This window comes from Methylocystis sp. (genome assembly GCF_051061285.1).
Classification (GTDB): domain Bacteria; phylum Pseudomonadota; class Alphaproteobacteria; order Rhizobiales; family Beijerinckiaceae; genus Methylocystis.
Genome location: NZ_JBPFEA010000030.1, coordinates 35507 through 58246, shown reverse-complemented (window position 1 = coordinate 58246; position 22740 = coordinate 35507). Strand labels below are relative to the sequence as shown.

Here is a 22740-nt window from a genome sequence, read left to right as displayed (position 1 = left end):
CGCAGTCAAAAGTACAAGCGTCATCGTTCCTGCAAGACCAAGTGATCGCAGCATAGGATTTCCTTTTGGGGCGCTCGTAAGGGGGCGGCCGCGCCGCCCTCAGCTGTTAGGGCTCAGTCGACCGAGCGCATGTCTCGGGCCCCTCGGGAAGGGGAAGGGCAACAACTCGGGCCTCTTCCAGCTTCAGCGTTCCTTTTCTAAACAAGCGATATCTGCAGTGCAAGCAGGGCCTTAACTTTATGGTTAAATTTTTTTGTAGATGACGCTTGGCAAGATGGCAATGCGCCCTAGCGCCTTCAGCCCAACGATACGTCGAGATCCACGGCGCGCGGGAGGTTCGGCGCCTAACAGACACAGCGGATCCATCTCCAGAGCTGCTAAATTTATTTTCCTGCAATTGCAAAGGAGCGAAGGTTGAAACTCCTCCATTTCGCGTCGCGCTCGTCGTTCTTCTTGGACTCACTTTCGCGTGGCTGCAGTTTGCGGAGCCGGCCAGCCCGCCGCCCGCGCAGATCGACTGGCGGCAGGACGGCCAGCTGCATGTATTTTTCTCGCCCGACTGTCCGCATTGCCATGAAGCCATCGAGTTCCTCAAACAGCGGCGCAAAATCGCTTACGCGCTACACGACATTTCAAAGCCGTCGAGCGAGGCGTTCTTTCGTAGAGTCGTGAAGCACTACGGCATAGAAGACCCAGCCGTTCCCCTCTTCGTGCGCGGCTCGCGCTATGTCATGGGCTTTGACTCAGCGCAAACGACCGGGCGCGACATTCTCGCGCTGCTTTCCGGCCAGGAAACTGTCGCGCGACGCGCCGCCGAATCGAAAATTATCATTCCTCTCATCGGCGAGATCGATCCGACGCATCATTCCCTTCTCGCGCTGACAGCGCTCATGGGTATGTCGGACGGGTTCAATCCGTGCGCGATGTGGGTGCTGATCTACCTGATATCTCTCATCGTGAATATTCAGGATCGACGAAAATCTGGTGGCAGGTGGGCACGTTCGTACTCGCTTCAGGAGTCCTGTGCTTCCTGTTCATGACCGCGTGGCTCAACACTTTTCTTTTCATTGCTTATTTGTGCTGGACGATCTCATCATCTTTGGATTGGCCGCCTTCGCCGTGCAGAAAATTGTCAATACTCGCTACGCCGCCATCAGCCGCATGATCGGCGGAGTCGTTCTCATTGGCCTCGGCGGTTGGATGCTGGCGCGTTGAGCGAGGGGCCGCTGTCTCTCTCAATGATCATGTTCAACACGAGCAAATGACTCGAGGCGGGGGCCGTGGCGATAGCGGCAAAGACCCCGTGCAACCGCAATACAAGGATGAGGGCGCTCATACACCGGATCGACGCTCCGCACTGCGACGGAACGCCGGGAGGTGTCGCTGTTGCGAAGCCTGTTGAAGCCGCGTTAAGACGTCGCGAACTCTCGCGTCGCTGACTTGCGCCAAAAGACGCGCATACATCGCGGCGTTCTCGATCTCCGCCTCGACTCCCGCTTTGCACGCTTCGGCAAGACTCGAGGGCGCCGGGACCTGACCCGCCCATCTATCCTTTGGCGGCTCGATGCCGAAGCGTTCAAAAAGACCGAGAAGCGCGTTCGCGTGGCGCTCTTCGGCTTCAATGATATTCACAAAGGGTCTGACTGGCCCGAATCTGTCGATCACGCTTTGATAGGTCGCGCAAGCCTTGTATTCATCGTCGAGCGCCTCGCGCAGCGCTCCGATCGTCTTTTCGTCGACTGACATGCTGCCTTCTCCAACTTAGTGGTTTCAATTCAAATGGCGGCCATGCGTTTCAAATGGTGGCCATGAGTTCAAGACCAAGAAGGCGTGACAACAAGTAGCGACGACCGCACCAGCAGCGGGGCGTCGATTCGCCACGGCGGCGTTCGCCGCAATCGGCCAGCCGCGCGCTTGAAGTTTTGCGATCCGGGCCCTTATCCATCAGATACGGCGCGGTTTGCGCTCGCCGGACAGCCATTTTTCAAGGAGACGCGTTAATGACGATCGAAGAAGAACAGAGTCAGACGCGCGAGGTCGTTGGCGTGTTCAACGACGCTGGCGCGCTCCAAGAGGCCATCGACGATCTGATGTCGTCGGGCTTCGATCGCGCTGAGATCAGTCTGCTCGCAAGCGAGGAGGCCGTCGATGAAAAGCTCGGTCATAAATACAAGAAGGTCACCGAGCTTGAAGACGAAGAGGCCGCGCCGCGGACGCATTACGTCTCAATGGAATCGATCGGCGATGCGGAAGGCGGCGTGATCGGCGGGCTGGCGTATGTCGGCGCAGGCGCGGCGATCAGCGCCATATTCGCGTCGGGCGGCGCCCTGGCCACCGTGATCGCGGGCGCGCTGCTCGCGGGAGGAAGCGCCGGCGTGCTCGGCGCGGCGTTGGCTAGGCTGATCGGCGAACGTCACGCGAAACACCTCGAAGAACAGCTGCGCCACGGCGGCTTGCTCCTCTGGGTGCGGACATGGGACGCCGAGCGCGAACGTAAGGCGAAGGAGATTTTGGCGCGGCATTCCGGGCGCGATGTCCACGCCCATACTGTAAAGCCCTAGCGGGAACGCTTGCGCTTCTTCTCGACGTCCATCGCAAGCGACTTGCCCAGAATGTGCTCGTCGCGGCCGATGACGTGTGCGCTGGCGCCGACGATGAGCGGATCGGGCCCGTGTACGACGCTATGATCTCTATTCGGATAATCGAGGCTCGATAAAAAATGTTGCATGCAATTAAGGCGCGCGCGCTTTTTATCGTCCGATTTGATGACGATCCACGGCGCGTCGGCCGTGTCGGAGAAGAAGAACATCGCCTCCTTCGCCTCGGTGTAATCGTCCCATTTGTCCATCGACGCGCGATCGATCGGCGAGAGTTTCCACTGCTTTAAAGGATCATTCATGCGCGAGCGGAAGCGACGCTGCTGCTCCTCGCGCGTCACCGAGAACCAGTATTTGTAGAGGCGAACGCCGGAATTGACGAACATGCGTTCAAGATCAGGGCATTGGCGCATGAAGTCGAGATATTCGTTCGGGGTGCAGAAATTCATCACGCGCTCGACCCCGGCGCGATTGTACCAAGAGCGGTCGAAGAAAACGATCTCGCCGGCCGCCGGCAGGTGCTGGATGTAGCGCTGGAAATACCACTGGCTGCGCTCGCGCTCGGATGGCTTTTCCAGGGCGACGACTCGCGCGCCGCGCGGATTGAGATGTTCCATAAAGCGCTTGATGGTGCCGCCCTTGCCGGCGGCGTCGCGCCCCTCGAACAGCAAGACGATGCGTTGGCCGGTTTCCTTCGCCCAATTTTGCGCTTTGAGGAGCTCCACCTGCAGGAGCTCCATATGCCGCAGGTAGACCTTCTCGCTCAGGCGCGTCTTGTAAGGAAATTCTCCTGACTCAAACGCCTTGCGGACCGCCTCGGCATCAGCCCGTAGGCGACGCACGTCCTGATGTGGCGCGTGGGGATGCGCCGCGCGCTCGGCCGCTTGAACGTCCCCGGGCTCAGCCTCGACTTTGGGAGCTGGAGCCTCCACGCCGGTCTCAGCGGCGGCGTTGACGGTTTCATCCATTATCGGCTCCGGTTTTCGGCGCGCGCTCCGAATTGGAACTGCTCAGGCGCGGATTCTGGTCGGGGAAGACTGCAAGCATTCGAAACACAGGGCAATAGCGCGTTTTCGGCGCGTCAGCGGTTCTGTGCGGAGCGCATTGCCACGCGCCCGCCCCCTCCCTATAGTCCGCCGCCAAAACCGGGAAGCCGGATCCAACGCACCCAAGGAAGCAATACCCATGCTAGAAGGCCTGCGCGTCGCCTCGCAGAACTGGATCGGCCGCACCATCATGGCGCTTGTCATGGGCGTCATCGTCATCAGTTTTTCGATCTGGGGCGTCGGAGACGTGTTTCGCGGCATGACGGCCCAGCGGCTCGCCCGCGTCGGCAGCGGCGAAGTCACGGTCGAGACCTATCGCAGCGCCTATCAAAACGAACTTCGACGCATTCAGCAGCGGATGCGGCGCGCGATCACCAATGAGGAAGCCCATCAGTCAGGACTGGATCTGCAGATCCTGGAGCGCCTGATCACCGAGGTGGCGCTCGACCAAAAGACGCAGCAGCTCGGATTGGCTGCAAGCGATGAGACCACCCAGCGACTGCTCGCGTCGGAAAAGGTGTTTCAGGGCCCCGACGGCAAATTCGACGCCGCGCGGTTCAAGCAGATCGCGAATGACTCCGGCTTCACCGAGCGCGGCTTCGTCGCGGATCAGAAGAACGCTTACCTGCGCAAGATAATTACCGACATCGCCGTCGCCGGACTCGAGCCGCCGAAGTTGATGGTCGAGGCGATTTATCGCTTCCGCAATGAATCGCGAACGATCGACTACATCGTTCTGCCACCGTCGCTGGTCGGCGCCGCGGCCACGCCATCCGATGAAGAGCTGAAAAAATACTTCGACGAACGCGAGCAGACCTTCCGCGCCAAGGAGTACCGCAAGCTGACAACGCTGGTCGTCAGCCCTTCCACGGTCGGGAAGCCGGAAAGCGTGCCTGCCGAGCAGGCGCGCAAGTTTTACGACGAGGTCAAATCGAAGCGCTATGGAACGCCGGAAAAGCGTGACGTGCGGCAGATCGTGTTCAAGACCGACACGGAAGCTGAAGCCGCGCTCGCCAAGCTCAAAGCCGGCGCGGACATCGACGCGATGGCGGCCGAACTCAAACTCAATCCCAAAGACGTCAACCTCGGCCTCGTCGAGCAGCGCGACTTCGGCGACCCTAAGGTCGGAGCGGCCGTTTTTGCGCTTCCCGAGCCGGGGCTGACCGAGCCGGTTCATACCGCCTTCGGCGCCGTCGTGTCCCAGGTCAGGAGCATCGCCCCGGCGGTCTACAACAAGACTTTCGAGCAGGCCGAGCCGGAGCTGCGCGCGGAAATCGCCGCGCAGGGCGCCATGCCTGAAGTGCGCCGGCTCCATGAGGCCATCGAGGATCAGCGCGCCTCCGGCAAGACGCTCGCCGAATCCGCAAATGCGGTGGGGCTAGAGACGCAGGTCTATGACGGCGTCGACGATGCAGGCAATGACCGCGGCGGCAAGCCGATCGCTGGCCTTCCTGCCGGTCCAGACCTCGTGAAGGCCGCCTTCGCATCGGATATCGGCGTCGACAACGATACTGTCGCAACGCGTGACGGCGGCTATGTCTGGTACGAGATTAACGGCATCGAGCCCGCCCGGCAGAAGACATTCGAAGAGGTGAAGGAAGCCGTCGCCGACGCCATGCGCAGCGACGCGGCGCAAAAGGCGCTCGCCGCCAAGGCCGACGAAATCGTCGCCAAGCTGAACGCGGGCCGGCCGATCGAAGATCTCGCCAAGGAAGTGGGCGTTCAGACCCAACGCGCCAATGAGGTGAAGCGCGAGGCGCGTCCCGACTTCAACACCAACGTCATCGTTCGATTCTTCGATGCGGCGCCGCGCAACGCCGGCTCCGTCGTCGTCGACAATGGCCGGCTGGTGTTTTTCGTCCGCGACTCGACGACTCCCGTATTCGACCCGAACTCGATCGAAGCGAAAACGATCGCCGAGCAACTGAAGCCTGCATTTCACAACGACCTGCTGGAGCAATATGTCGGCGGCCTCGAGAAGGCGCTCGGCGTCGATATCAACCAGAAGGCCTTGGAAGCCGCGACCGGAGCGGAACCCGACAAGTGAGCGGCGCGCTGTTCGAGCCCGACGTCGACGCCTTCGGCGCCGAATACGACGCTGATCGGCCACAGCTGGTCGTGACCCGGTTGGTCGCCGATCTCGAAACGCCGGTCTCCGCCTATCTCAAGCTCACGCGCGATCGGCGCGGCGCTGCTTTTCTGCTCGAATCCGTCGAAGGCGGCGCCGCCCGCGGCCGCTACTCTATGATCGGCCTCGACCCCGACGTGATTTTTCGCGTCGTCGACGACAGAGCTGACATCAATCGCGCCGCGCTCGACGACGCGAGCGTCTTTACGCCTTGCGCGGCGGCGCCGCTCGTCGCCTTGCGTCAGCTCATCGCCGAATCCGCCGTGCCGCAGGCCGTGCGGCTGCCGCCGATGGCGGCGGGAGTCTTCGGCTATCTCGGCTATGACATGGTGCGCCAGATGGAGCGCCTCGCGCCGGCCAAGGAGGACAGGATCGGCGCGCCTGACGCGCTTTTCGTGCGTCCGACGGTCATGATCGTCTTTGACACGGTGCGCGACGAAATCTCCATTGTCACGCCCGCTCGGCCAAAGGCCGGCGTTGCGGCGAAGGCGGCCTATGAAGCGGCGCTCGCGCGCCTCGACAAGGTCGTCGCGACGCTGGAGGCGCCGCTGGAGCATCGCGACGGCGGCGCCGACGTGCAGCTCCTCGCTCAGGAGCCGGTTTCGAATACGCCGCAATCGCGTTTTCTCGAGATGGTCGAGCGCGCCAAGGAATACATTCGCGCCGGCGACATCTTTCAGGTCGTGCTGTCGCAGCGGTTCACCGCGCCTTTCGCTTTGCCCGCCTTTGCGCTCTATCGCGCGTTGCGCCGCGTGAACCCGGCGCCCTTTTTATGCTTTCTCGATTTCGGCGAATTCCAGATTGTCTGTTCGAGTCCCGAGATCCTCGTGCGCGTCGCCGAAGCCAAGGTGACGATTCGCCCGATCGCCGGCACGCGCTGGCGCAGCGAGGAGAAGGTGGAGGACGAGCGTCTGGCGGCGGATCTCCTCGCCGACGAAAAGGAGCGCGCCGAACATCTGATGCTGCTCGACCTCGGCCGTAACGACGTCGGCCGCGTCGCAAAGACGGGCACGGTGCGCGTCACCGACAGTTTCACCATCGAGCGCTACAGTCACGTGATGCACATCGTCTCCAATGTTGAAGGCGAACTCGATTCGCGCCACGATTGCATCGACGCGCTCGCCGCGGGTTTTCCCGCCGGCACCGTCTCCGGCGCGCCGAAAGTGCGCGCCATGGAGATTATCGACGAGCTCGAGACCGACAAGCGCGGAATCTACGGCGGCTGCATCGGCTATTTCGGCGCCGGCGGTCAAATGGACACCTGCATCGTGCTGCGCACGGCGATCGTGAAGGACGGCAAGATGCACGTGCAGGCAGGCGCTGGCGTCGTCTACGACAGCGAACCGGAATATGAGCACCGCGAATGCGTCAACAAGGCGAAGGCGCTTTTCCGCGCCGCCGAGGAAGCGGTTCGCTTCGCAACGCGCGCGCGGCGGGGGCAGTAGCCATTTCCGCCAAAGCGCACGGACAGCGAGACAGGCGGCGGCGCATCTGATGGACGGCCCAACGATTTACGACGACGGCGACGATCCCTACCGTGCAATCCGCGTCGGCGAACCGAACGGCGGCGACGCCGCCAAATGGGGCGTGCTGCTCTCGCGCTTCATGCGGATCGTCGCGTTATTTTGGCTCGTGCAAGGCTTGATGCAGTGGCGGATCATTCTCGCTGCGGAACGCTCGATCTTTGAAACCATGCCGCAGAGCGCAGCCTCCGCCGTTATTTTCTTCGCCGTGCTCGATCTCATCGCCGGCGTCGGCCTGTGGCTGGCGACGCCCTGGGGCGGCGTGTTGTGGCTGCTCGTTGCAAGCGCGCAGATTTTTCTGACGCTCAGCATGCCGGGATTCTTCACCGGCGGCTATTGGCTGATCGGCGTCAACGCCGTGCTGATCGCCATGTATTTCGGGCTGACCTTCGAGGCCGGACGCGACGTCGAGGCGCAGCACATGCGCGAACGCCGCCGTCGCCGCAGATTTGACAGGAAAACGCCAAAAGATTCCTGATCCGCAAGGTTTGTTTGAGGAATCATTAGCGTAAATCGAACCTTTAAGTTCATCCATCATTCACCGCAAACAGCCCTATCGCGGTAAACGTGGGATTCAGGCTGTTGTTTAAACCGCCTTTCACCTGCGTCGATCTAATTTGGTTTCATCGAAGGCCGATCAAGAGATGCCCGACGCATCCGCTGTGATGGAGAAGACGATGAGCGCCATGATGAAGACCGCCCCGCAGGCTCGCGAGGATCGCGCCAGCGAGATCCGACCGGTTTATCTCGAAGCGCTGACGCTCGTCGAACGCCTTCACCGCCGTCTGCTCGACGTCATCAAGGACGAATTCGACCGCCGGGATCTTGGCGACGTCAATTCCGTGCAGGCGCTGCTGCTTTACAATATCGGCGACAAGGAGTTGACCGCGAGCGAATTGCGCACGCGCGGCTATTACCTCGGCTCCAATGTTTCATATAACGTCAAGAAGCTCGTCGACATGGGCTATATGCATCATGCGCGCTCGCGCCTTGATCGCCGTTCGGTGCGCATCAGCCTTACTCCGAAGGGCAAGCAAATTCACGATATCGTTGCGCAGCTTTATGAGAAGCATGCGCTGACGGTCGAGCAGATCGGCGGCGTTTCCTGCGACGAGTTTCGCAACCTCAATACGTCGCTTTCACGGCTGGAGCGCTTCTGGACCGACCAGGTCCGCTATCGCCTCTGACGCGATCTCGCTTTCTACTCGTCTCTCAACTGTTGTCTCTCTATCGCCGGCAAGCGCCCTCGGCCGCTTCGCCGGCGTTTTTCGTGCGTCCCCGCGCTTTGAGCAGGTTCTCATCGAAAAAGTCTGCCAACTTTTTCGATGAGAACCTCCAACATTTTGATTTTGAGCGCTTCCTTATCGATCACATGATCCATGTGAGCGGGAAGCGCTCTAGCGCAAACCGCCGCTCAGTCCTATCTTACCGGCTGTTAACCACGACCGCAGGAGCTCAAATGCGATGGTCCCTCACGATCGGCTCCTTCATGGGAACCGCCGTGCGCATTCACGTCACGTTCCTGCTGCTCTTGGGCTGGATCGGCTTTGCGGCCTACCAGCGCGGCGGCGCCGTCGCAGCGCGTGACAGCGTCCTGTTCATCGTCGCGATCTTTATCTGCGTCGTGTTGCATGAGTTCGGCCACATCTTGACGGCGCGGCGCTATGGCATCGTCTCGCCGGTGATCACGCTGTTGCCGATCGGCGGCGTCGCCGACATGGAAAAAATGCCCGATAAGCCACGCCAGGAGCTGCTGATCGCGCTGGCGGGTCCGGCGGTCAATCTCGTCATTGCAGCTTTGCTGATCCTGTTTCTTGGCGCCGTCGACGTGTCCGACGGGATCCAGATCAGCGACCCATCCGTCAATCTTCTGAAGCGTCTGGCCGCCGTGAATGTCTTTCTTGCGGCGTTCAACTTGATCCCGGCCTTTCCGATGGACGGCGGCCGCGTGCTGCGGGCGGCGCTGTCGATCTGGATAGGCAAGGACCGCGCGACGCGCATCGCCGCGCAGATCGGTCAGGGTTTCGCTTTTCTCTTGGGTTTCCTGGGACTGTTCGGAAATCCGCTGCTGCTGTTCATCGCGATTTTCGTCTATATCGCGGCGGCGGGCGAAGCGCAGATGACGTCGATGTCCGAAGCGGCGCGTGGCCTGAAAGCCGCCGACGCCATGGAGACGCGCATCGCCGTGATCGAGCGCGGCGCAAGCGTGCGCGAAGCGGTGGACACCCTTCTGGCCACGTCTCAGGACGAATTCCCGGTCGTGGACGGCTTGCGCCGGCTTAGCGGCTTCCTGTCCCGCACCAACATCATCGAAGCCTTGCGGGCTTCCGAACCCGGCGCGCCGATCGCGCCTTTCGTTCGCCAGGATCCGGAGACGATCGATGGTCGAGAGAGCATCGACGCCGTCCTGCCTAAGCTTACTGGGGGAGAGACGGTCGGCGTAACCGACGAGGAGGGGCGGTTCTTGGGTCTCCTGACCCGCCAGTCGCTGGCCGAGATCATGATGATCAAAGACGTTCGGCCGGACTGGCGCTTCTCGCCGCGGGACGACAGCCGTCCGACGGTTGCTTAAGCCCGCCGCCCGGCCTATTGCACTCTTAAATCCGGTCAAACCCGCGCCAGGAGGCTGGACAGCAGCCCAATGTCCAACGTCACGCTTATCGACAACTACGACAGCTTCACCTTCAACCTGGTTCACTATTTTGGCCAGTTGGGCGCGAACGTCACCGTGCACCGCAACGACGCCGTTTCTGTCGCCGAAGTGCTGGCCGGCGGACCCGACGCGATCGTGCTGTCGCCCGGCCCCTGCACGCCGCATGAGGCGGGCATCTGCATGGAGCTGATCTCAGCCGCCGCCGAGACCGTGCCGATTTTCGGCGTCTGCCTCGGCCATCAGTCGATCGGCGAGGTGTTTGGCGGCGACGTCATTCGGGCGCCGCTGCCGATCCACGGCAAAATGGCCACCATCCTCCACCACGGCGACGCCGTGTTTCGCGGCATCGAAGGGCCATTCCAGGCGACGCGCTACCACTCGCTGATCGTCAACCGCGACACCCTTCCCGACTGCCTGCGGGTGACCGCCGAGACGCCGGACGGCCTCATCATGGCGCTGTCGCATAAGACGCTCCCAACGCATGGCGTTCAGTTCCATCCCGAGAGCATCACCTCGCAGCACGGTCACAAAATTTTACAAAATTTCCTCGATCTCGCGCTAGAATGGAACAAGGGACCGCGGCGGCGCGAGCAGGCCGCGTGAGGACCGCTTCGAAGGTCGCCCGCAGCGGTCAGCCGGCGGCCCTGCCCTTGCTCAGGGGCGCTGAACGACAGTGAGCGAGGATTTCAAAACCTACATCGCCGCGCTGGTCTCCGGCGCGCCCCTTGCCCGCGACGAGGCGAGAGCGGCGTTTTCTCTGATTTTCCGTGGCGACGCCACGCCGGCGCAGCTTGGGGCCTTTCTCATGGGCCTGCGCCTGCGCGGCGAGACGATCGACGAAATCATCGGGGCCGCGCAGGCGATGCGCGCCGCGATGACGCCGGTCGAAGCGCCGGCCGGCGCAATCGACATCGTCGGGACCGGCGGCGACGGCGCCGGCACTTACAATATTTCCACTCTTGCCGCGATCATCGCCGCAGCCGCCGGCGCGATCGTCGCCAAACATGGCGGCAAGGCGGCCACGTCGCTGTCGGGCGCATCCGACGTGCTCGGCGAACTCGGCGTCAAGGTCGGCGTTTCGCCAGCCGCCGCCGCCGCATCGCTCCAAGACGCCGGAATCTGCTTCATGGCCGCGACGACGCACCATCCGGCCATGCGCCACGCCGCGCCGGTGCGAAGCGAGCTGGGCGTGCGCACGATCTTCAATTTGCTTGGTCCTCTGTGTAACCCCGCGCGGGTCGAGCGGCAGACGATCGGGGTCTTCTCCCGCGACTGGCTCGAACCTTTGGCCCGCGCGCTTCGCGAACTCGGCGCAAAGCGCGTCTGGCTGCTGCATGGCGACGACGGATTGGATGAGGCGACGACGACGGGCGTGACCCATGTGGTTGCGCTCGAAGACGGCGAAATCCGCAGCTTTGATCTCTCGCCGGAGGAGTCCGGATTGCCCCGCGCGACGATTCAGGCGCTTGTCGGCGGCGACGCGGCGCATAACGCAAGAGCCCTGCGCGCCGTTCTGGAGGGCGCGAAGAACCCCTACCGCGACGTCGCCGTCCTCAACGCCGGCGTGGCGCTGGTCGTCGCCGGGCGCGCCGCAAATGTGCGCGAGGGCGCGGCGCTCGCTGAGGCGGCGCTCGATTCCGGCGCGGCGCGGGATAAGCTCGACGCGCTGATCCGCTGCTCCAATCGACACGCCTGATCGGCCTTCTCTCTTCGATCGGGATAGGATTGCGCCCGTTTATCGGTTATTCATGAGCAGCCGGCAGTCGGCGGAACGAATTCGAGCGATGGCGGTTGCGGCCCGCCCGCCGTAGGCGAGAAAATGACCGACATCCTAAGAAAGATCGAAGCTTATAAGCGCACCGAGATTTCCGAGGCCAAGGTGCGCATGCCCTTCGCGACGCTCGAGCGCAACGTGCGCGATCATGATCCGCCGCGCGGCTTCGTCCATGCGATCGAGCAGAAACTGAACGAGCGTCGCATCGCGCTTATCGCCGAGATCAAGAAGGCGAGCCCATCCAAGGGAATCATTCGCCCAGACTTCGATCCGCCGAAATTGGCGCGCGCCTATGAAGCCGCCGGCGCGGCCTGTCTTTCAGTGCTCACCGACACGCCCTCGTTCAAGGGCAGGCTCGAAGATCTCGAAGCCGCGCGAAAGGCGACGCATCTGCCGGCGCTCCGCAAGGATTTCATGTTCGATCCCTATCAGGTCTATGAGGCGCGCGCTTACGGCGCCGATTGCATCCTGATCATAATGGCCGCCGTCGACGACGACGAAGCGAAGGCGCTGAACACGGCCGCGCATGATCTGCGCTTGGACGTGCTCGTCGAAGTGCATGACGAGCGGGAGCTCGATCGCGCATTGGCGCTCGAGACGCGTCTGATTGGGGTGAACAATCGCGATCTCCGCGACTTCAAAGTGTCGCTCGAAGTCAGCGAGAGGCTCGCGGAGAAGATTCCGCGCGACAAGATCATTGTCGCCGAAAGCGGCATCACGATGCATGACGACTGCGTGCGCCTGGAAAAATCGCACATCTTCACCTTCCTCGTCGGCGAGAGCCTGATGCGCAAACATGACGTCGAAGCGGCCGCGCGCGAACTCCTGCAAGGCGCGACGGCCAATCACAACTCGGGCGCGCACAAGTCCCCCGCCGGCGCGTAACATGAGCCCGCTGACTCACCTCGGCGCGACGGGCGAAGCGCATATGGTCGACGTGTCGGCGAAGGCCGAGACGTCGCGCGTCGCGCTTGCCCGCGGCCATGTGGCGATGGCGCGCGAAACTCTGCGTCTCGCCGTCGAAGGACAGGCCAAGAAAGGCGACGTGTTCGGCGTCGCCCGCATTGCGGGCATCATGGCCGCCAAGAAAACGAGCGACCTCATTCCGCTGTGCCACCCGCTGCCCCTGTCGAGCATCTCGGTCGAGATCACGCCCGATGACGCGCTGCCCGGCCTACGCGTCCTGGCCGAAGCCTCTGTCACCAGCAAGACTGGCGTCGAGATGGAGGCGTTGACGGCCGTTTCGGTCGCCTGTCTGACCATCTACGACATGCTGAAGGCCGCCGATCGCGGCATGCGCATCGAAGGCGTCGAACTCGTTGAAAAGCGCGGCGGCAAGTCGGGCGACTGGCGACGCGGCGAATAGTTCGACTGCGGCCGCAAGGCTCTATATCGTAACGATCGATATATTTGATGATTGGTGGAGGCGCCTGTCATGCGGCCTTTCATTTTCGCCATTGCGCTGCTGTTGTTGAGCGCGCCAGCCCTCGCCGACCGCGCGACCGAATGCCGGCGCCAGTGCGGCGACGACACGGCCTGCTACCGGCGCTGCATGGGCTATTCCTACGGTCCTTCGTACTATGGCTACCCCTCGGGCGGGCGCGGCCACCCCCACGCCTATCGGCGCGCCCCGTCGTCGGTCAGTGCGCCAAAAACTGCGCCCGAAGCAGAGGCGCCAGGAGCAGAGCCGCCGACACGCGCTCCCACAGCAGAGCCACAAGCGCCGAAGGCGCAGCGACCGACCGCCTCCCGTAGCAGTGACAGGAGATCGTCGGGGCGGCCAAGCATTCTTGGAACCGCATATGATTTTCTTTACGCCCCCGGCGCCGAGACGGCGGGCTACGGCCTCTATTCCTACGTCATCCTGCCTCGGCCTAGCGGACGCGCTGTCGCCTTTCTCAGCGAACTCGTGGGCCGCTTTCCCGCGGCGTCGGAGGTGGCCGAGTCGAAGGATCGGATCAACATCCTCTACATCCCGACCAAGGCGGGCTCCCGCCGGCAGGCCCCCTTCCCTGCCGATGCCGATCCCGCAACCATCAAAGCCTTTCTCGACAAGAATTATGATTTCGCCATGGCGCAGCGCCTGCTGTTTCATTTGTGCGACAAGCCGGCGCCGGCGGTCGCGCAGCTTTGCGAGAACGATCTTTCCGGCGGTCCCTATCTCCTCACCTACGCGAAAAAGATCAGCGATCTTTCGCCTTTGCCGCCGCCTTTCCTGCTGGTCGATCTGACGAATGTGCGTCCACGCGCCTTTCCGCTGTTCGTCGCCGCCTACGCCGCTCAGGTGAAGCGTCCCGACTTCTCGGACGGCGCGCGGCTCGCCGACTTCAATCTGCGGGTCGCGAATATTCTCTTGACCGCCGCCGACTGGGTGCAGCCGGTGAGCGCCGCGGTCGCGGACATCGCGCATTTCGCTGAGGCCAAGAAGAGCGACGGCGGGGCGCCCAAATGAAATTGTCACTTCCTCGAGTCGTCGCGGTTTTTTTGCTGGCCATAGCTCTTGGCGTAGCTTTCTCCTTCGCTTATCCCGGCGTCGATATTGACGCGGCGCTCGCGACGATCATCGTGCTCGTCGCGCTTGCGGCCGAAAGCCTCGCGGCGTTCATCTTTCGCCGCGTCGCGAACCGGGGATAAGTTTCGCGTGGACAAGCTTCTATCCGTTCCCGACGCGCTTGCGCGGGTGCTCGCTGGGGCTTCACGCCTCGGCGAAGAACTGGCGCCGCTGGCGCGGGCGCGCGGCCGCACGCTGGCCGCCGACCTTGTCGCCCGCCGCAGCCAACCGCCCGTCGCCGTCTCGGCCATGGACGGCTTTGCGCTGCGCGCCGCTGACCTCGCCGCCGGGCCGCTGCGCATCGTCGGCGAAAGCGCCGCAGGCCGCGGCTATGGCGCGGCGCTGCAGCCGGGCGAAGCCATCCGCATCTTCACCGGCGCGCCAGTGCCGGAGGGCGCCGACGCGATATTGCTTCAAGAAGACGCTGTCGTCGCCGACGGCGCGTTGACGGCAGGCGCCCCGCCCGGCCCGCATATTCGCGGAGCTGGACTCGACTTTCGCGAAGGCGCGGTCGCGCTCTTCGCCGGCGTGCGCCTCGGCCCAGCCGAACTCGCGCTCGCGGCGGCGATGAATCACGCTGCAGTGCCAATCGCGCGGCGCCCGCGCGTGGCGATCATCGCTTCGGGCGACGAACTCGTGCCGCCGGGCGCCGAGCCCGGCCCCTCGCAGATCATCTCCTGCAACAATCTGGCTGTCGCCGCCATCGCCGAAAACGCCGGCGCCGAAGTCGTCGACCTCGGAATCTTCCGCGACGATCTCGCCGAACTCGAACGCGGCATCGGCCTCGCCCGCGAGGCGCGCGCCGACGTTCTGGTGACGCTCGGCGGCGCGTCGGTCGGCGACCGCGATCTGCTCCGTCCGGCGCTGGCGCGCCAGGGCATGTCGCTCGACTTCTGGAAAATCGCGATGCGGCCGGGCAAGCCTCTGATCCATGGCGCGCTGGGCGACGCACGCATCCTTGGCCTTCCCGGCAATCCAGTCGCGTCCTTCGTCTGCGCGCTGGTGTTCCTCGCGCCGCTCCTGCGCGCCCTACAGGGCGATCCGGACGCCGGCGCCGATCGGACCGAGACGGCGATTGCTGGCGCCGATCTTCCCGCCAACAAGGGGCGGCGCGACTATATGCGCGCGCGGCTCGCCCTGGACGACAATGGCCGCTTCGTCGCAACGCCGCAGCCGCTGCAGGATTCTTCACTGCTCACCGAGCTGGCGCAATCGCAAGCGCTGCTGATCCGCGAGCCAGGCGCGCCGCCCCTGAAGAAAGGCGACCCGTGCCGCATCCTTCGGCTGCCATGATCCATGCCGCGCGTCCGTGACTTTGGCGCCGCAACATGGCAAAGGAAACGCGCGCGCTGGTCAGCGCGCCACGAAAGCAGGCCAGCATGTCGATCATCGATTCCGTCCGTAAGTCGCTCGTCCCGATCCATCCGGAAGGCTACGTCTTCATCGCCGGTTTCGCCGCCGTTTCCTTCCTGCTTGATTGGCTATCGCCGACGCTAGGCTGGATGGGCTTCATCGCCACCGCCTGGTGCGCTTATTTCTTCCGCAATCCGCCGCGGGTGACGCCGCTGCGGGAAGGGCTCGTCATCTCGCCCGCGGACGGCGTCGTCAGCGCGGTTGGCTTCTTTCTGCCGCCGGCCGAACTCGGGCTCGGGGCCGAGCCGATGCAGCGCATCTCCGTGTTCATGAGCGTCTTTGACGTGCATGTGAACCGTGCGCCGATCACCGGCCGCATCTCTAGAATCGCTTATAAGCCGGGCCTGTTTCTCAACGCCGACCTCGACAAGGCCAGCGACGACAATGAACGCAGCGGCATGGTCATCGAAGCGCCGTCGGGGCGCTTCGGGGTGGTGCAGATCGCAGGTCTCGTCGCGCGGCGCATCGTCGGATTCGTCAAGGAAGGCGAGCAAATCGGCGTCGGCGACCGTTTTGGCCTCATTCGTTTTGGGTCGCGCGTCGACGTCTATATGCCGTCATCGGCCCGGCCCATGGTGGCTATCGGGTCGCGCGCCATCGCCGGCGAAACGATACTCGCCGACATGACCGCCGGCGCCCCTGCGCTGTCATTCAAGGCGGGTTGAACACGCCATGGCCGATCCCTTCTTCTCTGGGCGCGATTCCCAAGAGGGCGTGCTGACGCCCTCCGAACAGCGTCGACTGCGATTTCGCAACATTCCGTTGCGCATCGTTCTTCCCAATCTCGTGACGCTGCTCGCCCTGTGTATGGGGCTGACGGCGATCCGCTATGGAATTGAAGGACGATTTGAGACGGCCGTGACGGCGGTGATGGCGGCGGCGGTGCTCGACGGGCTGGACGGCCGCCTGGCGCGCGCCATCAAGGGCACGTCGCGCTTCGGGGCGGAGCTCGACTCGCTGTCGGATTTCGTCGATTTCGGCGTCGCGCCCGGCCTACTGCTGTATCTGTGGACGCTGCACGAGATCAAAGGCCTCGGCTGGTTCGCCGTGCTCGTCTTCGCCATCGCCGGCGCACTACGGCTTGCCCGCTTCAATGTGACGATGGACGATCCGACGAAGCCCGCCTGGCATGCCGAATTCTTTGTCGGCATGCCGGCGCCCGCCGGCGCCGTGACGGTGTTGCTGCCGCTCTATCTGCATTTCTCCGTCTTGGAGTTGCCGGCGTCGAAGGCGATGACGCCGTTTTACATCGTCTATGTGCTCGGCATCGCCTTCCTGATGGCGAGCCGCATTCCGCATTTCTCCGGCAAGCGCATCGGGCGCATACCGCGCGATCTCGTGATTCCGGTGCTTTTTGGCGTGGGCGTAACGGCGCTACTGCTGGCGATCTATCCGATGGAGCTGCTCGCCGTGCTGAGCGTCGCGTTTCTGGCGGCCATTCCGCTCAGCGTGAGGCGCTATAACAAGCTCGCGAAAGCGGAGGCGGAAAAAGCGGCGGCGCCGAAAGAGGCGTCACAGTAAGCAGTAAGCGCTGACGTCAAAAGCGATCTGCACGGTCACGGTAGTTTTCCCGCCCAGCTCCTTGCGCGATTCCTGCCAGTTGATCGCGCTCAGGCACGGGAACGAGCAGCACGCCAGATCCTTTGGGGATGAAGGCGAACTCTTGGCCGGGCTGCCATTTGTGCGCCTCGCAAACCGCTTTTGGGATCGAGATCTGAAATTTTGCGGAGAGAGTGACGGCGTCGGAGTTTTTCATAAGCAACCATCGTCGATAGTCATCACGTCAGAAATTGACATAGGCCGTTCGAAATCAAGCTCACCGAGCGGCGGCGAGCGGCGCCAGCGGCTGCCTCTCGATCTTCTGATTGACGGGCGCTGAGGCGTGTTCCTGCTCCGCGTCGTTGCCACGCGCATCGATCACCGCCTGCGTCTCTGCCTCGCCAGGGCGCGGCGCCGTCAGTTGCGCGCCGATCTTTCGCACCACGTCGGGCGCTTCGGCGAATGCGCCGTGGCCGACGAAGTCCGTCGAGAACGACGAAATATCGTGCACGGCGACCCCCAATCGATCGAGCTCAGACTTATCTTCAGGATTGGTGGGATTCATCGCGCCCAGGCGCGGACGGTCGCCGGCGATGCGCGACGAGAGCGATAGCGCGCGATCATTGTTGGCGACGAAGATCGACACATGCCGAGGATCGACGCGCGCGAGCTGTTGGCGGAAAACATTGAGATCGATGTCGGGCGCGGCCAGCATGACCTCGCCAAGTTTGCCGTCGAGATCCGGATGGCCGGACTGCGCGACGCCGCGCAGCGTCTCCATCGTCAGCCACGCGCCCATCGAATGGGCGAGCACATGAATCCGTCCGACGCCCGGCGTGCGCGACAGTTCGACGACGAACTTCTCAAGCGCGTCGCGCGAGACTGTCGCCGCCTCCTTGTCGGACTCATAATTGAACAGCCCGCCTCGGGAATTCCAGGTAAAGAGCGCGGGAACGCCGGAGAAGCGTCCGTCGGCGACAATCTGCGCCAGACGAAAGCGCGCCTCCTCGACTCCGGTGTTGAAGCCGTGCACATAAAGCAACACGTCGCGCGAATTGCCGATGCGCCCCGAGACATGCGAGGCGACTTCGCCGTAGAACTCCCGCTCATCCATGTTGCGCTTCGACAGCACCGTGAAATGCCTCCGCCGATCGGCGCCGCCGAAGCTTGGACGCTCGAGGCTTCCCGCACGATGGTTGAGCGGGACGCCAATCGAGGTCAGCGAAAAATGCGCCCGGCCATCGTCTGTCGCGCCTTCGGAACGCCGCGTCGAAGCAACGAAAATGGCGACATTCGACGGCTCCCCCTGGGCTCCAGAGACAAGAGAAACGGCGTTGCCGACGTGGCCGTCGACCATGCGCATGCCGTCCGACACGCAGCCGGCAAGCGACGCCGCGATCAAGAGCGCGCTTAAGCGCGTCAGCGTTTCTTTTCCATGAGTGCGCAAATTGATTGGCTCGATCCAGCGCCTGCTCGGAATTGAATCCTGAGCGGCGCGCTTCGACTGAGGCGCCTCGCCTCTCCACCGTCGTTTCTGACGAAAGAAAGCGACCAAAGCGGGGCGAGACGCCCGCCGCAACAGGGAAAAAATCTCGACATTTCATGGAGGCCGCGCAAATCGGTCGCACTTGCGCGAATGCGGGCCGCCTGCGCATAGTGCCAGGAAAATAACACTCAGGGAGATCCGACGTGGCGGCGCGCCCGCTATGTCGAAAAGCCAATGCGGATCAGAATCTTGGGGTCGGGCGCCGGCGGCGGCTTCCCGCAATGGAACTGCAACTGCGCCAATTGCCGGGCTGTCCGCGCCGGAGCGCCTGGTTTTTTGCCGCGCACACAGTCGTCGTTGGCGGTGAGCATCAATGGCGCCGACTGGCTGCTGCTCAACGCCTCGCCTGATCTGCGCGAGCAAATTGCCGCCGCGCCCGAGCTTGCTCCCGCTCCCGATGACGGTCTGCGCGCGAGCCCGATCAAGGCGGTCGCGCTGACAAATGGCGACGTGGACCATGTCGCGGGGCTTCTCAACATGCGAGAAGCGCAGCCGTTCAGCCTCTACGCCGCAGGACGCGTTCTCGCTGCGCTCGGCGCCAATCCGATTTTCACGATCCTGCAGACGCAGCTCGTGCCTCGCATTGAGCTGCGCATAGACGAAGCCGTGCCTGTCACCGGAGCGGGTATCGATCTTGGGCTCGCGATCCGCGCCTTTCCCGTTCCGGGCAAGATCGCGCTCTATCTCGAGAACGCCAACGCGCCGAATTTTGGCACAAGCGCTGGCGACACGCTGGGGCTTGAGATCATCGAAACCGCGACGGGCGACTCATTCTTTTACATTCCCGGCTGCGCCAAGGTTGACACGGATCTCGCTGAGCGGCTTCGCGCCGCCAAGCTGGTGTTCTTCGACGGCACGCTTTTCCATGAAAACGAGATGATCGAGCAAGGCCTGCTCGGCAAGACCGGTTCGCGCATGGGTCATATCAATGTCAGCGGCGCCGACGGCTCCATCGCCGCGTTCGAGCCGCTCGGCGTGAAGCGCAAAATCTACGTGCACATCAACAATTCGAACCCTCTACTGAACGAGTTCTCGGATGAATATGCGACCGCTCAAGCGGCCGGCTGGGAAATCGGCGAGGATGGCATGGAGGTCGACCTGTGAACGAGATCGTAGCCATTGATTGGCGCGGCGCCGCGCCGCTTGCCCGCGACGAATTCGAAGCCTCGATTCGCGCCGTCGGCGCCGAGCGCTATCACGATAAGCATGAGTTTCATAAGCTGCTGCACGGCGGCAATCTCAAGAAGGAGCAGGTCGCCGCCTGGGCGCTGAACCGCTACTGCTACCAGGAGGCGGTGCCGCGCAAGGACGCCGCCTTTATGAGCCGCGTCCATGATCGCGAGCTGCGCCGCGAGTGGATACATCGCATCCACGATCATGACGGCCTCGGCGAAGAAGGCGGCGGCATCGAGCGCTGGCTCGTGCTGACGGACGCGCTCGGCTTCTCGCGCGATTACGTGACCTCTCGGCGCGGCGCCCTGCCCGCGACGAAATTCGCCGTCGAAGCCTATGTGCGCTTTGTCGTCGAGCAGCCGCTCGTCGTTGCGGTCGCGTCTTCGCTGACCGAACTCTTCGCGCCGTCGATCCATCGCGAACGCATCGTCGGAATGCTGGAAAATTACGATTTCGTTGACGACCAGGTAATGGCCTATTTCAAACGCCGGCTGACGCAGGCGCCGCGCGATTCGGAGTTTGCGCTCGGCTATGTGCTCGATAACGCCAGGACGCGCGCCGAACAGGAAGCCTGCGTCGGCGCCGTGCGGTTCAAATGCGACGTCTTGTGGGCGCAGCTTGACGCATTACATCACGCCTACGTCACGCCCGGGCTGATCCCGCCCGGCGCATGGCGGCCAGGAGAAGCCAATGTCTGAGGCGCAGGCCGCGCGGTTCGTGATCGGCCCGGACTCGCGTCCGGCCTTCACGCGCTACGCGCGGCTGCATGAAGACCGCGCACGGTCTCGAACGGTTATTCTGGCGCCCGAGCGCGCCTATGAGCTCGATCCGATTGGGCTCATCGTGCTGCGCGCGATTGATGGCGCAACGCGGCTCGCCGATCTTTGCGCGCGGCTCGCGCAGCAATATGCCGCGCCCCTCGACGTTATCACGCGCGACGTCACGGCGCTGCTGCAAGGCCTCGCCGACAAGCGGCTGCTGCGCGACGGAACCGACGAATTTGCGGCGCCGCCGCCGTCCGCCTTCGCCGCGTCGATCGCGCCATTCGCGGGCGGACCCGCGGGGCTGCTCGCCGAGCTTACCCATCGCTGCCCGCTGCAATGTCCCTACTGCTCCAATCCGCTCGAACTCGAGCGCTCGAATGTGGAGCTCACCGCCGACGAATGGGGCGAGACCTTCCGTCAGGCGGCGTCGATCGGCGCGCTGCAGCTGCATCTTTCCGGCGGCGAACCGACCGTGCGCCGCGATCTTGAAGAGATACTCGCACACGCGGTTGACGCGGGACTCTACACCAATCTCGTCACCTCCGCCGTGCTGCTTACGCGCGAGCGGTTGCAGCGTCTCGCCGAGATCGGCCTCGATCATGTGCAGGTCTCCATTCAGGACGTCGTTCCCCAGAGCGCCGACCGAATCTCGGGCTTTCAGGGCGGCGTCGCCAAGAAGCGCGACGTCGCGCGATGGACGCGCGAATTCGGCATGGGACTGACGATCAATGCGCCGATGCACCGCCAGAACATCGCGCATCTGCCGCAGATCATCGACTTCGCCGTCGAGGTCGATGCGCAGCGCATCGAGATCGCGCATATTCAATATTACGCCTGGGCGCAGATGAACCGCGCCGCGCTCATCCCGACGCGCGAAGCCTTTATGGAAACGGTCGGCATTGTCGACGCGGCGAAGAAGCGTCTCGCCGGCGTGCTCAATTTCGATTTCGTCATTCACGACCATTACGCGACGCGGCCGAAGGCCTGCACGGGCGGCTGGGGCCGATCAATCTTGGCGGTGACGCCGTCCGGCAAGGCCCTGCCCTGCCACGCCGCGCAGACCTTGCCGGGACTGGCCTTCGACAATGTGCGCGAGAGGCCGCTCGGCGACATCTGGCGACATGGCGCGGCCTTCAACGCCTTCCGCGGGACGGATTGGATGAAGGAGCCCTGCCGTTCCTGCGAGCGCCGCGAAATCGATTTCGGCGGCTGCCGCTGTCAGGCGTTCGCGATCGCCGGCGACGCCGCGGCGACGGACCCCGCCTGCCATCTGTCGCCGGACCATGCGCGCTTCGCCGCTTACGCGGAAGTCGAATCGCACATCACGGCGCCCGACTTTATCTACCGCCGCTATGGCGGCGCCGCGGCGTCGACGGCGCGCGCCAAGGAGCCTGCCTAGCCTTAGCGCTGAGCGGCGCGAGGATCGTCGCGCGGATCAAGATAGGTGATGTTCCCACGGGCCGACGCCGGTCACTTGGATCACCGTATCGTCGTCGAAGCTCAACCAATGGCCGACTTCCGCAGGCGTCGCCGCAAAGCCGCCGGCGGAAAGCGTCTTCTCGGCGCTTGGATCGAGCTTAGCTCCCTGGCCGTAACGGACTGCGCCGGACAGCACGGACATCGTTTCCATCCCGCTGTGCTTGTGCGGCCCGATTTTATATCCTTTGGGCGCGCGCATTCTCAGAATGAAGGGTCCGCCCTGCGACGGATCGCCGAAGAGCATCGCGACTTCAGCGCCGCGCGGCAGTTCCGGCGGACCTGCCCGCCGTTCGAGTTTGTCTTGCGAAAACACGAAGCCTGGAGCTTCCGCCATGACGGCGATGGGAGCTGCGAGGCTTATGGCCGCGCCCGCAAGAACTGCAGCAAGATTTCGCATAGCTTGGGCCTCCAAAGCGCCCCTCGCTTGAGATAGTGTGCCGAAGACACACAGACGCGAAGAATTCAAAAATTCGATTTCGGTAACAAACGAGCAACTTCCACCGGGCATATTAAGCCTTGTCTCGCGGAGTTAAGGATTTGTTTCGCATAAGTTG

General features: G+C 63.3%; 26 protein-coding genes. 20 read left to right on the top strand and 6 right to left on the bottom strand.

All coding sequences use genetic code 11. The annotated features are described in order from the left end of the window. Window positions 1–383: 383 nt before the first annotated feature. On the bottom strand, window positions 384–542 hold the full coding sequence (locus tag ACR65T_RS10535) for a hypothetical protein (RefSeq protein WP_434496436.1): 159 nt from the start codon (window positions 540–542) through the stop codon (window positions 384–386). Window positions 543–668: 126 nt separating this feature from the next. On the opposite strand from ACR65T_RS10535, the gene ACR65T_RS10530 reads away from it, so the two are divergent. Continuing rightward, on the top strand, window positions 669–1040 hold the full coding sequence (locus ACR65T_RS10530) for a hypothetical protein (protein WP_434496435.1): 372 nt from the start codon (window positions 669–671) through the stop codon (window positions 1038–1040). Continuing rightward, window positions 1024–1215: a hypothetical protein gene (locus ACR65T_RS10525; protein ID WP_434496434.1), complete on the top strand. Its 192-nt coding sequence runs from the start codon at window positions 1024–1026 to the stop codon at window positions 1213–1215. The genes ACR65T_RS10530 and ACR65T_RS10525 overlap by 17 nt, the downstream gene beginning before the upstream one ends. Before the next feature lie 117 nt (window positions 1216–1332). Here ACR65T_RS10525 and ACR65T_RS10520 read toward each other — a convergent pair whose 3' ends face one another. Further along, on the bottom strand, window positions 1333–1746 hold the full coding sequence (locus ACR65T_RS10520) for a ferritin-like domain-containing protein (protein ID WP_434496433.1): 414 nt from the start codon (window positions 1744–1746) through the stop codon (window positions 1333–1335). A 254-nt stretch (window positions 1747–2000) separates the two neighbouring features. On the opposite strand from ACR65T_RS10520, the gene ACR65T_RS10515 reads away from it, so the two are divergent. Next, window positions 2001–2561, top strand: a complete 561-nt coding sequence (locus ACR65T_RS10515; RefSeq protein ID WP_434496432.1) for a hypothetical protein — start codon at window positions 2001–2003, stop codon at window positions 2559–2561. Here ACR65T_RS10515 and ppk2 read toward each other — a convergent pair. After that, window positions 2558–3565: a polyphosphate kinase 2 gene (gene ppk2 / locus ACR65T_RS10510; RefSeq protein WP_434496431.1), complete on the bottom strand. Its 1008-nt coding sequence runs from the start codon at window positions 3563–3565 to the stop codon at window positions 2558–2560. The genes ACR65T_RS10515 and ppk2 overlap by 4 nt on opposite strands. 217 nt (window positions 3566–3782) lie before the next feature. On the opposite strand from ppk2, the gene ACR65T_RS10505 reads away from it, so the two are divergent. From ACR65T_RS10505 to pssA, 14 genes are all read left to right on the top strand, one after another. Continuing rightward, a complete protein-coding gene (locus ACR65T_RS10505) occupies window positions 3783–5690 on the top strand; it encodes a SurA N-terminal domain-containing protein (protein ID WP_434496430.1) in 1908 nt (635 codons plus the stop codon). Continuing rightward, the gene (gene trpE / locus ACR65T_RS10500; protein ID WP_434496429.1) at window positions 5687–7216 is read left to right on the top strand and encodes an anthranilate synthase component I; all 1530 of its coding nucleotides are present in this window, start codon (window positions 5687–5689) and stop codon (window positions 7214–7216) included. Before ACR65T_RS10505 ends, trpE begins: the two co-directional genes overlap by 4 nt. A 49-nt stretch (window positions 7217–7265) precedes the next feature. Further along, window positions 7266–7772, top strand: a complete 507-nt coding sequence (locus ACR65T_RS10495) for a DUF6163 family protein (protein WP_196399096.1) — start codon at window positions 7266–7268, stop codon at window positions 7770–7772. 199 nt (window positions 7773–7971) lie between these two features. Beyond that, entirely contained in the window at window positions 7972–8481 is a 510-nt protein-coding gene (gene ldtR / locus ACR65T_RS10490) for a transcriptional regulator LdtR (RefSeq protein ID WP_434496428.1), read from the top strand. A 272-nt stretch (window positions 8482–8753) separates the two neighbouring features. Beyond that, window positions 8754–9866 carry a site-2 protease family protein gene (locus tag ACR65T_RS10485; RefSeq protein WP_434496427.1) on the top strand — a complete coding sequence of 371 codons (1113 nt, stop codon included), beginning with the start codon at window positions 8754–8756 and terminating at the stop codon, window positions 9864–9866. Between the two features lie 69 nt (window positions 9867–9935). Next, a complete protein-coding gene (locus ACR65T_RS10480) occupies window positions 9936–10550 on the top strand; it encodes an anthranilate synthase component II (RefSeq protein ID WP_434496426.1) in 615 nt (204 codons plus the stop codon). A gap of 70 nt (window positions 10551–10620) precedes the next feature. Continuing rightward, on the top strand, window positions 10621–11643 hold the full coding sequence (gene trpD / locus ACR65T_RS10475; RefSeq protein ID WP_434496425.1) for an anthranilate phosphoribosyltransferase: 1023 nt from the start codon (window positions 10621–10623) through the stop codon (window positions 11641–11643). 123 nt (window positions 11644–11766) lie between these two features. Then, window positions 11767–12606, top strand: a complete 840-nt coding sequence (gene trpC / locus ACR65T_RS10470; protein ID WP_434496424.1) for an indole-3-glycerol phosphate synthase TrpC — start codon at window positions 11767–11769, stop codon at window positions 12604–12606. 1 nt (window position 12607) lies between these two features. Next, window positions 12608–13087, top strand: a complete 480-nt coding sequence (gene moaC / locus ACR65T_RS10465) for a cyclic pyranopterin monophosphate synthase MoaC (RefSeq protein WP_434496423.1) — start codon at window positions 12608–12610, stop codon at window positions 13085–13087. Between the two features lie 69 nt (window positions 13088–13156). Then, a complete protein-coding gene (locus tag ACR65T_RS10460; protein ID WP_434496422.1) occupies window positions 13157–14173 on the top strand; it encodes a hypothetical protein in 1017 nt (338 codons plus the stop codon). Continuing rightward, on the top strand, window positions 14170–14355 hold the full coding sequence (locus ACR65T_RS10455; RefSeq protein ID WP_434496421.1) for a hypothetical protein: 186 nt from the start codon (window positions 14170–14172) through the stop codon (window positions 14353–14355). Before ACR65T_RS10460 ends, ACR65T_RS10455 begins: the two co-directional genes overlap by 4 nt. Window positions 14356–14362: 7 nt before the next feature. After that, on the top strand, window positions 14363–15565 hold the full coding sequence (locus ACR65T_RS10450) for a molybdopterin molybdotransferase MoeA (protein ID WP_434496420.1): 1203 nt from the start codon (window positions 14363–14365) through the stop codon (window positions 15563–15565). A 35-nt stretch (window positions 15566–15600) separates the two neighbouring features. Then, the gene (locus tag ACR65T_RS10445) at window positions 15601–16350 is read left to right on the top strand and encodes a phosphatidylserine decarboxylase (RefSeq protein ID WP_434496419.1); all 750 of its coding nucleotides are present in this window, start codon (window positions 15601–15603) and stop codon (window positions 16348–16350) included. A gap of 7 nt (window positions 16351–16357) precedes the next feature. Then, window positions 16358–17206, top strand: coding sequence for a CDP-diacylglycerol--serine O-phosphatidyltransferase (gene pssA, locus ACR65T_RS10440; protein ID WP_434496418.1), 849 nt, complete (start codon window positions 16358–16360; stop codon window positions 17204–17206). Window positions 17207–17222: 16 nt separating this feature from the next. Here pssA and ACR65T_RS10435 read toward each other — a convergent pair whose 3' ends face one another. Together ACR65T_RS10435 and ACR65T_RS10430 are read right to left on the bottom strand one after the other, a co-directional pair. Then, window positions 17223–17441 carry an AbrB/MazE/SpoVT family DNA-binding domain-containing protein gene (locus tag ACR65T_RS10435; RefSeq protein ID WP_434496417.1) on the bottom strand — a complete coding sequence of 73 codons (219 nt, stop codon included), beginning with the start codon at window positions 17439–17441 and terminating at the stop codon, window positions 17223–17225. A gap of 60 nt (window positions 17442–17501) precedes the next feature. Beyond that, window positions 17502–18626: an alpha/beta hydrolase gene (locus ACR65T_RS10430; RefSeq protein WP_434496416.1), complete on the bottom strand. Its 1125-nt coding sequence runs from the start codon at window positions 18624–18626 to the stop codon at window positions 17502–17504. Window positions 18627–18944: 318 nt separating this feature from the next. Between ACR65T_RS10430 and pqqB the strand changes: the two genes are divergently transcribed. Genes pqqB through pqqE form a run of 3 tightly spaced genes read left to right on the top strand, consistent with a single transcriptional unit; the run spans window position 18945 to window position 22106 of the window. Then, window positions 18945–19874, top strand: a complete 930-nt coding sequence (gene pqqB, locus ACR65T_RS10425) for a pyrroloquinoline quinone biosynthesis protein PqqB (RefSeq protein WP_434496415.1) — start codon at window positions 18945–18947, stop codon at window positions 19872–19874. Then, window positions 19871–20641: a pyrroloquinoline-quinone synthase PqqC gene (gene pqqC / locus ACR65T_RS10420; RefSeq protein WP_434496414.1), complete on the top strand. Its 771-nt coding sequence runs from the start codon at window positions 19871–19873 to the stop codon at window positions 20639–20641. Before pqqB ends, pqqC begins: the two co-directional genes overlap by 4 nt. Then, a complete protein-coding gene (gene pqqE / locus ACR65T_RS10415; protein ID WP_434496413.1) occupies window positions 20634–22106 on the top strand; it encodes a pyrroloquinoline quinone biosynthesis protein PqqE in 1473 nt (490 codons plus the stop codon). The genes pqqC and pqqE overlap by 8 nt, the downstream gene beginning before the upstream one ends. A gap of 36 nt (window positions 22107–22142) precedes the next feature. Here pqqE and ACR65T_RS10410 read toward each other — a convergent pair whose 3' ends face one another. After that, entirely contained in the window at window positions 22143–22583 is a 441-nt protein-coding gene (locus ACR65T_RS10410; RefSeq protein WP_434496412.1) for a cupin domain-containing protein, read from the bottom strand. Window positions 22584–22740: the final 157 nt, after the last annotated feature.